Raw genomic sequence first — 14338 nt, forward strand, 5'->3', positions numbered from 1 at the left:
ACCCCGAGCGAGAAGGTCTTTGTGGCCAGAGCGTCGATAGTCACCAGTTACGAGAAACCGGATGATTTACGCGGCAACTATCTTGACATCTACCGGATCGGGCCAGGTTCACCGCGCTGGTGATGTCATTGGCAAGGGCAGACGTGCGACTGCTCACCAGAAAGTTATTGAAGGAAGGGACGCCCACGGCCACGAGAATGCCGTCCACGGCCACTATGACCATCAGCTCGATCATGGTAAAACCGTGATTACGACGATAGGGGTGTGTATTCATGGTGTTTGGGTATTCGTTACCCAGGGTTCCACTCGGCAATAGTGACGCTTTACTTAAGCACTGCCACTGGCATCGGTCAACCAAGTCTTGCCGTATTCTTGAACCCGGGTTTGCCGCTGATTACCCAACTTCAGGCCGCCAGTGGCAGAGATGAGACCCCACACAGGTGTCATTGATAGCTGGATTTTCTCCAGCCGCCATCCGAAATCTTGCTGCTACGACCACGCAAAGTGCCGCCTGCAAAGACCATCACCAATCCAATCAGCCAAAGAGTGCCAGGTGCGGATACCTGAGTGATCGAGAACAAGGGATCGTGCGCCCAGATACCCACGTTAGACAATTCCTGCCCATTCACAACGTTAGGCTGCCAGGATCCGGTGAAATAATAGGCGGTGTCACCCAGGCTAATGTCCAGACCAGCGTCCAGCAAATCCCAGAAGTTGAAGTCAAAGATGGCCCACGGGGCCTCAGCACTATTGGAGCCTTTCAGCACAAAGGTAAGGTGATCAAAAACTGCGGGGCGACCGAGAGCCTGGGTGGCGCCGTCAATTGCACCGGGGTCGACCAGAAGCGACCATTCGCCATTATTATTGAAGGAAAGATCAATGAACTGATTCAGGTTATATTCGTTTACGTCCTTGTAGCTGCTGTCGTTGATCCACTCTCCGTTGGACGTGACCTCTGACTGCGCCAGCATTATCCAGCCGGGCGTGGTTGCGTCTACCCAAGCATCGTTATCATTGGTGAGGAACTGATTGGGGTCGATATAGTAATCCGTATTTCCGGTGCCCCCGATCTGACCATTGAGGAGACCGTCATACAGGTCGCCCACATTGGGTGAGGGGCTTTTGCCCCAGGCATTGTTTGGGTCTGTGATGAAACCCAGACAGCTGGTCGACGATATTGGGTAGCTGCTGAGCGCAGCACCACTACGGAAACCGATAGGGTTATTAATGTTGATAGACCCATTGTTTTCGTATATCCCAGTAATTTTCACCGAGTCGGTTTCACAAGGCTGCGCACTTGCGTATTCCAGACCAAGCCTGCCACTGATTCCAGACGAAGCCTGCCACCCATTCCACGCGAATGCTGCCACTGATTCCACGGCAAAGCTGCCACACTGGCAGCGTGCCTGAAGGCCCTACCAGGAGCGACCCGACGCGGGATAACTAACCGGTATTCTGGCCCCTTCCAACCGGAGGGGATCAGATGCCTGCAAAGAGGTTATCCATGCGTAAAATCAAGGAAGTCCTTCGCCTCAAGTGGGGCGCGGGCATGAGCAATCGCCAGATTGCGACCAGTTGCGGCATCGGCCGTCCCACCGTCGGGGAATACCTGCGCCGGGCCCAGGAGGCCGGCGTGAGCTGGCCCCTGCCAGTCGGCCTGGACGATACCCGGCTGGAGCGGCTGCTGTTCCCGCCCCCACCCGACCTGCCAGCTCAGGATCGAGGTATTCCCGACTGGCTGGTTATCCACCAGGAGCTCAAGCACAAACACGTGACCCTGTTCCTGCTCTGGCAGGAGTACCGGGAGGCGAACCCTGATGGCTACCAGTACAGCTGGTTCTGCGAGCACTATCGCGCCTGGCAAGGCAAGCTGGATGTGGTTATGCGCCAGGACCACCGTGCCGGTGAGAAGCTGTTTGTAGACTATGCTGGCCAGACCGTGCCGGTAATCGACCGCGTCACCGGCGAGGTCCGTGGCGCACAGATCTTCGTCGCGGTGCTCGGGGCGTCCAACTACACCTTTGCCGAGGCCACCTGGACACAGGGCCTGCCGGACTGGATCGGTTCCCACGTCCGCGCCTTCCGCTTCCTGGGCGGCGTGCCGGAACTGGTGGTACCGGACAACCTGCGCGCCGGCGTCAGCAAGGCCCACCGCTACGAGCCCGACACCAATCCCACCTACCAGGACATGGCCTCGCACTACGGCGTCGCCGTGCTCCCGGCGCGGGTCCGCAAGCCGCGCGACAAGGCCAAGGTGGAAGGCGGGGTGCTGGTGGTGGAGCGCTGGATCCTGGCGGCGCTGCGCCACCGCCAGTTCTTCTCCCTGCTGGAACTCAACGACGCCATCGGCAAGTTGTTGGTGAAGCTCAATGCCCGGCCCTTCCGCAAAGTCCCCGGTTGCCGCCAAGAGCACTTCGAGCAGTGGGACCGACCGGCACTGCAACCCCTGCCGGCGGAGCCCTACGTGTATGCCGAGTGGAAGAAGGCCCGGGTGCATATCGACTACCACGTGGCCGTCGACGGCCATTACTACTCGGTACCCCATGCCCTGATCAAGCGCGAGGTCGAGGTGCGCATGACCGTCAACACCCTCGAGTGCTTCTACCGGGGCGAGCGTGTTGCCAGCCATCAGCGGTCCAACCTGAAGGGGCGCCACACCACGGTGTCCGCCCACATGCCGGAGTCGCACCGCCAGGCGGGGGAGTGGTCTCCCGAGCGCTTGCTGAAGTGGGCCGCCCAAACCGGGCCGGCAACGGAGAAGCTCATCCGGACCGTGATGGCGTCCCGCAAGCACCCACAGCAGGCCTACCGGTCCTGTCTGGGTATCTTGCGCCTGGGCAAGGCCTATGGGGAGGCGCGCCTTGAAGCGGCGTGCCGGCGGGCATTGATGCTGGGTAGCTGCCGCTACAAGAGCATCGAATCGATCCTCAAGCACCGCCTGGACGAGCAGCCACTGGAGGAGCAACAGGAGCTGGCCCTGCCAGACACCCACGACAACATCCGCGGTCCCGCGTACTACCACTGACAGGAGAACACCATGTTGAAGCATCCCACCCTGGATGGACTCCAGACCCTCAAACTCACCGGCATGGCAGCGGCACTGACCGATCAGATGGCCACCCCGGAGATCGATGAACTGGCCTTCGAGGAGCGCCTCGGCCTGCTGGTGGATCGAGAGATCACCGAGCGGGAGAACCGGCGCCTGACCAGCCGTCTGCGTCGAGCCCGACTGCGGCACGCCGCCGCCCTGGAAGACATTGACTATCGCAATCCCCGCGGGCTGGACAAGGGGCTGATCCAGTCATTGGCGAGCTGCCAGTGGGCAAAGGAGCACCTCAACATCCTGATCACCGGCCCCACCGGGGTCGGCAAGACCTGGCTGGCCTGCGCCCTGGCACACAAGACCTGCCGCGAGGGCTATACGGTCCAGTACCTGCGCCTGACCCGGCTGCTGCGGGACCTGATGATCGCCAAGGGGGACGGCCGCTATCCCAAGCTGCTGGCCAACCTCGCCAAGGTGGACGTCCTGCTGCTGGATGACTGGGGGCTGATGAAGCTGAGCGCGGAGAATCGACGTGATCTGCTGGAGGTGCTGGAGGACCGTCACGGCAGACGCTCGACCATCGCGACCAGCCAGTTGCCCATCGATGAGTGGCATGCGGTGATCGGCGATCCGACGCTGGCTGACGCCATCCTGGACCGCCTGGTTCAACGCCTACAAGATCAATCTCAGGGGTGAATCAATGCGAAAACGCCAAGCCAAGTTGACGAGCGCCACCGCTTCCGAGTAACAATGCAAACCCCGCGTCGCTACGCTCCGGTGGGTGGCAGCTTTGCGCAGGTCCGGGTGGCAGGCTTCACGTGGAATGGGTGGCAGACTTCAGCGGTTTACGCAGACAGGACGAATTCCTGAAGGAAAGGCAGTCCGGCCTCAAGGGGCGCAGTTGGTTACACTCCCTGAGGCGACGACAATTATCATCGCTGCCATAGATTACTTTGTCGACGATCTGGTAGGGTTTTACGCTGCCCGCCCCGGCAGGCGCACTGAGGCGTTAGAGCCACTACATCAGGGGCTACGGCAGCACCTCGGCTCACTGCGCTATGGTGAAGAAAAATAAAGCGCAGTTCGGAGATGCCTCGGCTACCAAATCAGTACACTTCCGCATCGCGAGAGCCGACTCCAAGGCCAACAGATCTGGTGGCGAATCTACCGGAAACTGTGTCAGGATTTTTTACAATACTTTTCACTATCAGGTCAGCGGCTCTAGTTTCAAGCAGGTATTTTATTTTTTTTAGCTTAATAATCAACGTTTTAAGCTACTTCTGGGGTCAGGTGGCACGATTACTGCTTTATCTCAAGTGAAAAATCCGGCAACACACAGAAACTATCGCCGCGAATCGGCAAGTAACAATGCACTTGAGAGGAAAGCACTCATGAGAATATTCAATTCAACAGTCGGCAGGACGGTTGGAGCAGCAGCGATCGCAGCAGCCCTGCTCCTACCTACTCAAGCAAGCGCCAACCTGACCTTTGGGTCGGACATGAAAATTGACACCACCGGAATTGATTATGATAATGGTGATGGGAATACAGTAACTGATATATTTACGCAGTTCGGATTCAATCAGCTACTCGCCACCTCTGTTTACTACATTGCGGAAGCGGGTGAAGGAGCCCTGCCTGATCCTTTCACTCCTACAGCCGGTGATGATTTTCGCTTGTTGGGAGAGTTTTTCGATACCAACGATGCAGCTAAGCTAGATGCACTCGAAGCGCCCACTCCAACCGGCAGTCAGAATGAACTTACTAGCCTCTCACCACTCAGTAACTCCAGTAGTAACCTTGAAGATTTCAATAATGACTGGTTCGTCAGGGTTTTCACCGACATTGAGGGTGTACTAACGACTGGTGGTCCTCAATATACGGGCGGCACCATCAGACTTGAGGCTTTTGGGAACGACATAGCCACCCAGACTGTGCTGACATTCACCGTAATAGGATCGTCCATTCAAGCGGCAGATCTCAATCTTTTCATGAACGTAACGCAGGCTGCTTCCAACTTCCTGTTTATTGACGATGGTTCGGGCAATTTCGTTGACATCTCCACCGCAATCAACGATCCAAGTTTCCCTTCTGCCGTACTCGACACGAACGTTAACCCTGCCATTCCCTCGTTTGGTGATATTGAAGAAAGCGCCCTTACAGTTGGAACCTTCAACGATCGAGACGTAGCGTGGCGTCAGGCGACCCTGGATGGATCGGTCGGAATTGAAGTCCCGTCACCCGGTCCGCTCGCGTTGATCGGTGTGGGTCTGTTCGCTGCCGGCGTAAGCCGTTTCGGCAAGAAGCGAAAGGCGGCCTAGCACCGCGTCAGCCTCCAGCTTGGGTAAAAATCAAGTAGGCGTTAAAAAGAGGGCTTCGGCCCTCTTTTTTTGCGTTTTAGTTCGCCAGGAATGCAGCTATTGCGAGACTGATTAGTGCGACTCCTATTCCTCAAACTCTTTACGGCGCTGGCCGTGTTAAGCGTCCTCACGGCATACTTGCACTACCGTCACACCGGCCTCACCCCCTATCGCTACACAACCCTCGTTATCAACACCATCAACACCGATGCCTCTCCAATACGTCAACGGTTAGCCGACGTCGTCAGGCGCTTTACCCTCGGCAGCGGTCTGATCAAGGACCCATTAGATGCCGACCCACCCGACCTGCAGATGCCCCTGCCCACCTGGCGCGGCAAGGGTGCCAACGCATTGCGTGAAACCGTGCATCCGCGCTACCGCACAACAGGTGAACCCATTCCCCTGGCGGATACCAACCTGTGGATACTACACGAAGCCCAGGGACCGACCCGGGAGGTCCCTGTGGAATCCACAGACAGCCTGACGCGTGCTCTGGCCAGTGCCGCACCCGGGGACCGGATTATCCTGGCACCCGGTCACTATGCGATACGATCCCCGCTGACACTGGGAGGCACGGGCAGCGCTCAGCAGCCGCTGCAGCTTACCGCTGCACGCCTGGGCGAGGCGATTCTGACTTTCAAGGACGGCGGTTCGCTGCGGGTAAACGGATCGAATTGGACGGTATCAGACATCGTAATGCGTAGGGACTGCGGCGATGCACCCTGCCCCGCCCCGGTTGAGCTGAGCCAACGCGCCAACCACTTCACCGCACGCAATCTGTTCGTCACCGGGGCTTCAGCGCTGCTCGAGCCGGCAAAAGATGGCGGCCCCGCCACCACGTCACTTGCCGAGGGCATCACCCTACTCAATGGCGAGTTATCCGCGAAGAGTGTGAGCCCAAGAGAAGTCGCGATACGCAGGATCAGCCGCGCCCGCGCTGACCGCCAGCTCATCACATTGTGCCCCACGGCAACGACAGCCACGGATTGCGACACCACCAGCCTGCAGGACGCGGCTAAACAAGTCGCCCCGGGCGGCCTTATTCTGCTACGTCAGGGCAACTACCGACAGGCCGCGCACTTCCAGACCCCGGGCGTACACCTGCTGGCCGAGCCCGGCGCGCGCCTGGTGGACACGGCCACCGGCGGCAAGGGTGCGATTGTGGTAAGCGCCGACATCACGGTAGAGGGCCTGGAGTGCAGCGGCATTACAGTGAGCAGCGGCAACGGTGCCTGTCTGCGCCAAAACCGCGGGGACGTCACACTGATGGGCGTGCACTTTCATCACTCCCAGATGGGCGTGCTCACCGGCCACGAGGGCGGCAACATCAGCATCTACGACAGCTACCTCCACGACAGCGGCGCGGGCGGGCGAGGCAATCTTGGCCACAACGTGTATGTCAACAGCGGCCGGCTGGCCTTCATCCGCTCCTGGAGCCTGATGGCGCGCAACGCCGGGCATGAGCTCAAGTCACGGGCGGCACACACCCTGATCCAGGACAGCCTGATAGCCTCGGTCAATGCCCGCGACAGCCGATTGGTGGATGTGCCGGATGGCGGCGCGCTGGAGATTAGCGGCTCTGTGCTGGGTGAGGGACCGCGCAGCGAGAACTGGGACATGATCGGCTATGGGCTGGAGATTCGAGACAAGACACCGCCACATGCCGAGAATGTGGTGCGGCTCGTCGGGAATACGTTCTATTCCGACCGGCCCCAAGGCGTTAACTTGCTTAACGCAGCGAATGCAAGTGATGTGGTGGCGCGGGACAACGTCGCTGTCGGTTTGCGCAATGTGGGGGAGCTTGCCAGCGCTTACGTAGATCGGGACGCCGCGCAGGTGCCGCCATTCCCCGCATTACAGGCCCTCGCGTTTCAATAAACGCGCGCTCAAAGTCACACGACGTGCACGATCGTGGCTGCCTCTTTTTACTAATGGATTCGCCTGACATCAGCCCCGCGAAGCACTTTCCCGCGATACTTGACCGAGCGACCGAAAAATACGCGCCAGCCATAACCAAGGCGAAACCTGCAGAGCGCTTATCGCCAGCAGCATGAAATAATGCGCGAAAAGAAAGCGACCGTACAGCGCCTCGACTGGGACATAGTTATCGCGATCCGCACTCAGCAGAAACTGCATCGCCGTGAACACGGCATCGTACTTGAAAATAATGTTCTCCAGCCCGCCATCGAGCAGCTGGTAGCCGAGCGGCCCGGAAACAAGCGTGAGTGCGAGCACGACGGCAATCCTGCGCGTTGACGCGCCGCGCAGGTCTGCGAGGGACATGCCACACCCACAAAGCAGAACCAGATACAGCGATGGCAGCACGAACCGCCAGCTCGCGCCTCCACGCCTGAGCAGTTCGACGATATTGTCAGTGCCGGCGAGGCCCACCACGACGATGTAGGCCCAGGCGAGTGACAGCACCAGCGCCGGCAGGAAGGCGCGAGCGCGCAACCCAGTTCCTTTGCGCACCGGGCGCGCCACGGCCGCGGTGAACCAGAGAATGGCAGAGAACAGGCAGGCCAAACCAGAGAAGCGCCAGCTCAGCTCGAGCAGCGGCAGAAAGCCCCAGGTTGGCGAGCCCACGATGTCGTGAATACTCTCTCGCGGGAACACCAGCGCGACCAGCAGCCAGAGACCCATCGCGTGCAGCAATACCAGCCGGCCCGGCCCCAATAAGTGTCGACGCGAGGCTCGGCTAACGGCGTTCCACGCTACAGAGGCCCGAAACTCCAGAAAAATGCCCGGCAGGCTGAATAACCAGATGAGGACCAGCACGAGGCCAATACCGCGCGCCAGACGCCAGGGGCCAGCCACCAGTTCCCGCAAGTTATAGGGAAGGCCGGGGAGCGCCGTGACAAAGAGCACGGCGACCACCAGCGCTAGCACCATGATCCCCAGGGCGAGGGCCACTTCCTGAATAGACGTTTCGGTCACGCTGACAGGGTGCTCGCTTCGCAATGACCTCGACGCGGCGCGGGCATGCGAAGCGTCGCTCACAGTTCCACCCGCCGCCGCAGTCAGCTGCAGCCAGAGCCAACGGCCCAGCGCCAAACCCACACACCCAAGCAGAAAATCGGTGAGCTTGCCGGTTTTCTCCGGCAGAAAGAGCTGGCCGATCTCCAGGCCCAGCGCGAGCAGCACTACGGCGGGCCAGAGCCCGAGGCGCAACCAGCGCCTGACGCCCGGCGCCGCGGCACTGCCCACCGCCGCCGAGGCCAGCGCCCCCAGCGGGGCCATAAAGAGCACCTTGCGCAACACCTCCGTGAGCGCGTGAAACTCCGTGGTGTAATAATAGGAGGCAAATGGAACATCCAGGAACCGGGATTCCGCCAGCTTGAGTGAAGATCGATCGATAACAAAATCAAACGGGTACCAGAACGCCAGCAGCAGCAGGAGTAGCCAACCGAGAAAAGCGGCGGTGATAAGCAGCAAACGGTCAGGAAGATCGACTGCGGTGACCGTCTTCGCGTGAGCGGCCAGCCCGAAACGACGCACCAGCGAGGCCCCGAGAACCGCCCCGATGCCCGCCGTGAACAGGTCCGTGATATCACTGAAGCGGCTGAATACCAGCAACTGCGCGCACTCCAGCGCAAAGGCCAGCAGCACCGTCACCGGCACCACCCCGCCGCCACGGCAAAAGCCACTGCGTAATAGCAGGAGGGGCACGGGTATCCAGATCGCTATGTCCGTCAACACGGCGTAGGCGGCAGGCAGGAAGCCGTCGGGCAGGATGGCGAAGGGCAGCAGGTTGATGCGCCCGTCCTGCCACTTGGCGTACAACTCCGCAGGGCTCAGGAACAGGTCCAGCGGCATCACCGCGTACAGGAGAAAACCGAGCCCGTAGAGAACCAGCGCCACCGTCCAGCCATCGCCCGCAACTCGCTGCGTCAGATACCGGTCCAGAGCAGCAAGGATGCGGTGGCCGCGGGCGAACCACAGCATGGCACCGAGTGCCGCACCGACCGTTTCCGCCATGATGTCGTTCTGGGAGACGGTGCGCTGCGGGAAGAATAGCTGCGTGAACTCAATAGAAATGGAAAGGATGCATAGCGCCGCGACAACAAGCACGGCAGTAACAAACCGCCACACAGGGTGCCCCGGGGAGAGCGAGCTGCCCGCGAGAAGCCAGAACAGCGCCAGCGGGAAGAACAGAATGCCGTTCGCCACCCAGTCTGCCCGCTTCGCGAGGCTCAGCTGCAGAAAGGGCAATTCGCGGAATTGCTCCACGGCCTCGGCCCAGGGCATGGGGCGATATTCCAAAGGGACCAGGCTGCCGTAGATGACGAAGAGCGTGTAGCCAACCGCCAGCGCCAGTAAAGCCCACCTGGTTTGCCTTCCTGGTCTCATTCAGCTCTGCAACGGGTCCGGGATGCGACGCACTAAACATCTTCCCCTATTCAATGGGTCAACGGCCGCGATGTAAGTGACTCTACCCAGGCCAGCATACATTATGAATCACTGGCCCAGCATGGTGAAGCGAGTTCTATGACCGCTAAAACTTACAATATGATCTGTTAAGGATTGGAGATTCGAGAAAATGTGGCGAACGTCGGAGAGACTCAACTATCGTGAACTATCATAACTGGCTTGCGCGGAGTTGAGCACCTCGGCACCAGCCACCCTGTAGGTAGTTCATGATCTGTCCGGTTTCGTAGCACGACATCTGTCCGGTTTTATGATGCACGTTTTCGAGGTGCTTCATGGGCCGGACAGCATGGCTACAGGAAACCAAGCTGATGAGATTTGAAGAGGCCTACACGAGTTGGCAGGAGAAGCGATTAACACAGGAGGAAGCGGCCAGTTTGCTGGGCGTGTGTGAACGCAGTTTCAGGCGGTATATCAACCGCTTCGAGGAGGACGGTCTGGAGGGACTGCTGGATAAGCGGATGGCGCAGGTATCGAGCCATAAGGCACCCGTGGATGAGGTGCTGCGCCTCGAGGCGCTGTACCGCGAGCGCTATGAGGGCTGGAACCTCAAACACTTCCACGAGCGCTATCAGCGGGCTCACGAGGGCACCCGGTCGTATACCTGGGTCAAGAACGCCCTGCAGGGCAAGGGTGTGGTCAAAAAGGGCAAGCGCAAGGGGACCTACCGCAAGCGGCGTGAACGGGCCCCGATGCCGGGCATGTTGATCCATCAGGACGGCTCTACGCACCAGTGGGTCCCGGGGGTGTACTGGGATCTGATCATCACCATGGATGACGCCAATGGCCGCGTGTATTCCGGCTTCTTCGTCGAGGAGGAAGGGACCTTGAGCAGCTTCCGCGGTGTGAGCGAGACCATTACCCGTCACGGGCTGTTCAGCAGTTTTTACTCCGACCGGGGCAGCCACTACTGGCATACCCCCGAGGCGGGCGGCAAGGTGGATAAAACCCGTCTCACGCAGTTTGGCCGGGCCATGCAGCAGTTGGGCATCCAGATGATCCCCTCGTATTCGCCGCAGGCCCGGGGCCGCAGCGAACGGCTGTTCAAGACCCTGCAAGGACGACTGCCGCAGGAACTGGCCTTGCAGGGCATCGTCGATATGGCAAGGGCCAATGAGTTCCTGCAGGCGGCGTTTCTGCCGGACTTCAACCAGCGGTTCCAGGCTGAGGCCAGGGAGCCGGGTACGGCCTTTGTCCCGCTACTGGACTCCCGCGTAAAGGACATCCTCTGCCTTCAGACGGAGCGCCAGGTCGGCAAGGACAGCTGCGTCGCTTATCAGGGCATGCAGTTGCAGCTGCCACCGGATCCCTGCAGTGGTCATTACATCAGGAGCAAGGTGCGGGTCCATGAGTACCCCGACGGCAGCCTGGCGGTGTTCCATGGCCCCAGGAAGCTGGCTGACTACACCGCCGATGGTTCCCGGGTGAACGTCGACAAGCCCAGGAGCAAGACCCGGAAGGTGGCGTAAATCCGCTTCGTCAACCTCCGGGGAGCGCCACGGTGAGCAATGCCACCAGCGGCCTCCACTGAAACCCAAAGCGGACAGTTAGCGTGCTACAGAAACCGGACAGTTCTACTTGCTACGAACACTCGGCACCAGCCACCCGGACCGGGATAGCTACTTTTGAGGGTTGGATAACTTCAGACGCTTCTTCAAATTCGCCCAATCATTCGCTGCGACTTCCAGTTCTCGACTATTCTTTTTGAGCAATAAAGATACGCCGTCTTCAGTCATGCGCACACCAAACCCGTCACTATCACCCGCCATTATCCGCTCAATGACCTTATCACCAAGTTGCTCACGATAATGTGCCGGCTCCCAGAACCAGGTCATCGCCTGACCTACCTCTTGTCGCGGCAAGGGCTCCATCACTTCCTGACCGAAGCCGCTAAAATCCCACAGCGGAACCGGCTCCTTGTGAGCATCATTATTCTGGTCCACCAGCAGGGCTTTCCATTCAAGAAACAGGTCAGCAAGGCCCAGGTTATCCAGTAACATCACATAGCTGAAGTGATACGGATTGATAAACAGGTCAACTTTGATGTCCCGTTCGTGCATGGCGTCCAGAAATTCCGCAAGTGCAGAAAATGCCGGGGAAAGCGCATCGGCATCTTTCCGCAAGACATGCGTTTTTCCGCCGAGCCGGGCTTCTAATTCACGGATTTTCTGGACAAACAGCGGTTTGATGCCCTCGGTGGCAATAATCGCCTGATAGGTACCTGCGGCATTCTGCCCGCGAGGGCTGATACTATTGTTCAGGCCATCCTGGCTAAAGAGCGACTCCACACTGGCAAACAGGCTGTCGAGTGAAAACACCAGAGCAGCCTTTTCCTGCAATCGAAACCAGCGCGCCTGCCACCCAGGTGTAAACGCCGCCAGGCGCTCCGTATAACCCGGTTGAGACCCGGTATGATCCCAGTTTTCCAACGAGGCCGGGCTGTAAAGAAAGTCCAGAAAATCTACACCGATGATAACCCGGTTGACTGTTCCTGCCTGCCTCACTGTGTTCAGCGCGTAATCGAGCTGCATCGCGACACTGGCACCGGGCAGCCCTAGGTTATAGACCGACTTACCGGTAAATGCGGGATGCAAGGGCGACAGGCCCATCTCCACGCGCGAGTTACCCACCAGCAGAATCTCGGGGCTGACCTGAGGCGCACGGTACGCCTTTATCACACGAACCCGGCTGACCGAGGCCGGCTTTTCTGCATTCACCCCGTCTATCACCGGCGACCAGTACATCCCGTAGGGATCGACGAACCAGTTAACAGCGCAGGCCGCCGCCAGTACCGCGAGAAAAGTCAGAAAGAACGCCCTGATGTAATGCATAGTCGCGACTCAGAACTGGAAGTACAGAAACTCGGAGACCTGAAACAGCGTTAGTACGCCGAGAGCAAAGAGCACGCCAGAAACGCACGCCCACCAGACTGACGGCGTCCAGCGCCAGCGCTCGCACAGACCTGGCAGTAGGGTAATACCGCTGCCCGGTTCGGGGGCGCGTTTCACCATTGCCCCCTCCACTCCCGCAAACAATTGCTGCACATTGGGTAGCAAGAAAGCCACGGCAGACAGAGGCAGAATCCACAGCCAGGTACTGACCATCACCGAGCCGCCACCATGCACCGGAGCAACACCTGCCGCCTGTAAGTGAGCACCGAGCTCGCCCAAGCGCATCAGGATGCCGTTCGGAAGCTCTACGCCATTGGCACCTACCATTCCGTATAGGATGTTAAATGCGCCATCGGTCGTCGTGGCCCGGAAAAACACCCAACCGATGACCACGCAGAGCATGGTCATCGCCCACGCGAGACCCGTGCGGATACGGCCAGCTGTGGCGTCCCATCCCAGGTTCTTCGACATGCGGCGCCACAGCTGATTGGTCACAAGGTACCCACCATGCAGTGCGCCCCAGATCAGGAAATTCCAGCCCGCACCGTGCCAGATGCCACCCAGAACCATGGTGATGAACAGATTGTTATAACGCCGGAACCGGCCCTTGCGGTTACCCCCGAGAGGTATATACACATAATCCCTGAGAAAGTTTGAGAGCGTGATGTGCCAGCGCCGCCAGAATTCATCGATACTGCAGGCCTTGTAGGGCGAGAAGAAATTCAGGGGAAGGACGATGCCAAAAAGACGCGCCAGGCCAATAGCCATATCGGAATAGCCGGAAAAATCAAAATAAAGCTGGAAGGTATAAGCCAAGGCACCGCCCCAGGCCTGTAACATGGCAGGCTGGCCGCCCGCGTCAGCAGCAGCAAACACGGGATCGGCGTAATCGGCCACACCGTCTGCCAGTACCGTCTTCTTGAAAAAGCCGATCGCAAAAATGGTCAGGCCAATTGCAATATTGGAGGCCAGTGGCTGAAAGCGCTGCGACTGCGCAAACTGGGGCAGAACATCCTTGTGATGCACAATCGGCCCGGCTATCAGTTGCGGGAAGAATGAAACGAACAGCGCGTAATGCAGGAAACTGTACTCGCGGGTGATGCCGCGGTACGAGTCGACCAGGTAAGCGATCTGCTGAAAGGTAAAAAACGAGATGGCCAGCGGAAGAATGATGTTCACGCTGGACCAGTCTTCCCCGAACAGGCTGTCGATGTTGGAAAGAATGAATCCGGTATATTTGAAATAACCTAGCAAACCGAGGTTGAGTACGACGCCCACTGTCAGCAAGGACCTGCCAGGGCGGGTTGAGAGCCTGCGACCGATGACGAAATTCACGCCCATCGAAAACAACAGGAGGGTCAAATACAGCGGATTCCACCAAGAATAGAAGAAAAGCGAGCAGGCTACCAGGCAGGCTATTGCCAGCTCATTGCCTCGCAAAAGACTGGCAGCATAAAAGACAGCCAAAGTGATCGGCAGGAAGAAAAAAATGAACTCGAAGGAATTAAAGAGCATTCATGGTTGCCTTCAAATCACTCGCTGGGGTGTCATAAGAATTTTCAGCTGTATCGCATAACCCTGTAAATCCCGTGCGCCGACCAGTGCGTCCCCTGTTC

General features: G+C 58.9%; 9 protein-coding genes and 1 pseudogene. 5 read left to right on the forward strand and 5 right to left on the reverse strand.

From position 1 onward, the window contains the following. Window positions 1-40: 40 nt before the first annotated feature. A complete protein-coding gene (locus EV688_RS17910; RefSeq protein WP_117319108.1) occupies window positions 41-274 on the reverse strand; it encodes a pilus assembly FimT family protein in 234 nt (77 codons plus the stop codon). Between the two features lie 169 nt (window positions 275-443). Next, window positions 444-1379 (reverse strand): hypothetical protein, encoded by a 936-nt coding sequence (locus EV688_RS13475; RefSeq protein ID WP_162883972.1) that lies wholly within the window; start codon window positions 1377-1379, stop codon window positions 444-446. Window positions 1380-1483: 104 nt separating this feature from the next. Between EV688_RS13475 and istA the strand changes: the two genes are divergently transcribed. The 4 genes and pseudogenes from istA to EV688_RS13505 all read left to right on the forward strand — a co-directional run bounded on the left by istA (window position 1484) and on the right by EV688_RS13505 (window position 7281). After that, window positions 1484-3025, forward strand: coding sequence for an IS21 family transposase (istA, locus tag EV688_RS13485; RefSeq protein WP_117319106.1), 1542 nt, complete (start codon window positions 1484-1486; stop codon window positions 3023-3025). Window positions 3026-3037: 12 nt separating this feature from the next. Next, window positions 3038-3791 (forward strand): annotated as a pseudogene (istB, locus tag EV688_RS13490) (IS21-like element helper ATPase IstB). A 643-nt stretch (window positions 3792-4434) separates the two neighbouring features. Beyond that, the gene (locus EV688_RS13500; protein ID WP_117319104.1) at window positions 4435-5364 is read left to right on the forward strand and encodes a hypothetical protein; all 930 of its coding nucleotides are present in this window, start codon (window positions 4435-4437) and stop codon (window positions 5362-5364) included. A gap of 153 nt (window positions 5365-5517) precedes the next feature. Beyond that, window positions 5518-7281, forward strand: a complete 1764-nt coding sequence (locus EV688_RS13505; RefSeq protein WP_131917665.1) for a polysaccharide lyase domain-containing protein — start codon at window positions 5518-5520, stop codon at window positions 7279-7281. A 69-nt stretch (window positions 7282-7350) separates the two neighbouring features. Here EV688_RS13505 and EV688_RS13510 read toward each other — a convergent pair whose 3' ends face one another. Beyond that, window positions 7351-9753 (reverse strand): VanZ family protein, encoded by a 2403-nt coding sequence (locus EV688_RS13510; RefSeq protein WP_117319102.1) that lies wholly within the window; start codon window positions 9751-9753, stop codon window positions 7351-7353. 389 nt (window positions 9754-10142) lie between these two features. Here EV688_RS13510 and EV688_RS13515 point away from each other — a divergent pair, with 389 nt between their 5' ends. Further along, window positions 10143-11300 (forward strand): ISNCY family transposase, encoded by a 1158-nt coding sequence (locus EV688_RS13515; protein WP_205686703.1) that lies wholly within the window; start codon window positions 10143-10145, stop codon window positions 11298-11300. 150 nt (window positions 11301-11450) lie between these two features. On the opposite strand, the gene EV688_RS13520 is transcribed toward EV688_RS13515, so the two are convergent. Together EV688_RS13520 and EV688_RS13525 are read right to left on the reverse strand one after the other, a co-directional pair. Then, window positions 11451-12662: a hypothetical protein gene (locus EV688_RS13520; RefSeq protein ID WP_117319101.1), complete on the reverse strand. Its 1212-nt coding sequence runs from the start codon at window positions 12660-12662 to the stop codon at window positions 11451-11453. Between the two features lie 9 nt (window positions 12663-12671). After that, complete coding sequence (locus EV688_RS13525; protein WP_117319100.1) at window positions 12672-14237, reverse strand: MBOAT family O-acyltransferase; 1566 nt, start codon at window positions 14235-14237, stop codon at window positions 12672-12674. Window positions 14238-14338 lie beyond the last annotated feature (101 nt).

Source organism: Chromatocurvus halotolerans, from assembly GCF_004340525.1.
Classification (GTDB): Bacteria; Pseudomonadota; Gammaproteobacteria; order Pseudomonadales; family Halieaceae; genus Chromatocurvus; species Chromatocurvus halotolerans.

Excerpts from the sequence above, each read along its gene's own strand:
- EV688_RS17910 (WP_117319108.1), bottom strand. The coding sequence starts at position 274 with ATGAATACACACCCCTATCGTCGTAATCACGGTTTTACCATGATCGAG.
- istA (WP_117319106.1), top strand. The coding sequence starts at position 1,484 with ATGCCTGCAAAGAGGTTATCCATGCGTAAAATCAAGGAAGTCCTTCGC.
- EV688_RS13500 (WP_117319104.1), top strand. The coding sequence starts at position 4,435 with ATGAGAATATTCAATTCAACAGTCGGCAGGACGGTTGGAGCAGCAGCG.
- EV688_RS13510 (WP_117319102.1), bottom strand. The coding sequence starts at position 9,753 with ATGAGACCAGGAAGGCAAACCAGGTGGGCTTTACTGGCGCTGGCGGTT.
- EV688_RS13515 (WP_205686703.1), top strand. The coding sequence starts at position 10,143 with ATGAGATTTGAAGAGGCCTACACGAGTTGGCAGGAGAAGCGATTAACA.
- EV688_RS13520 (WP_117319101.1), bottom strand. The coding sequence starts at position 12,662 with ATGCATTACATCAGGGCGTTCTTTCTGACTTTTCTCGCGGTACTGGCG.
- EV688_RS13525 (WP_117319100.1), bottom strand. The coding sequence starts at position 14,237 with ATGCTCTTTAATTCCTTCGAGTTCATTTTTTTCTTCCTGCCGATCACT.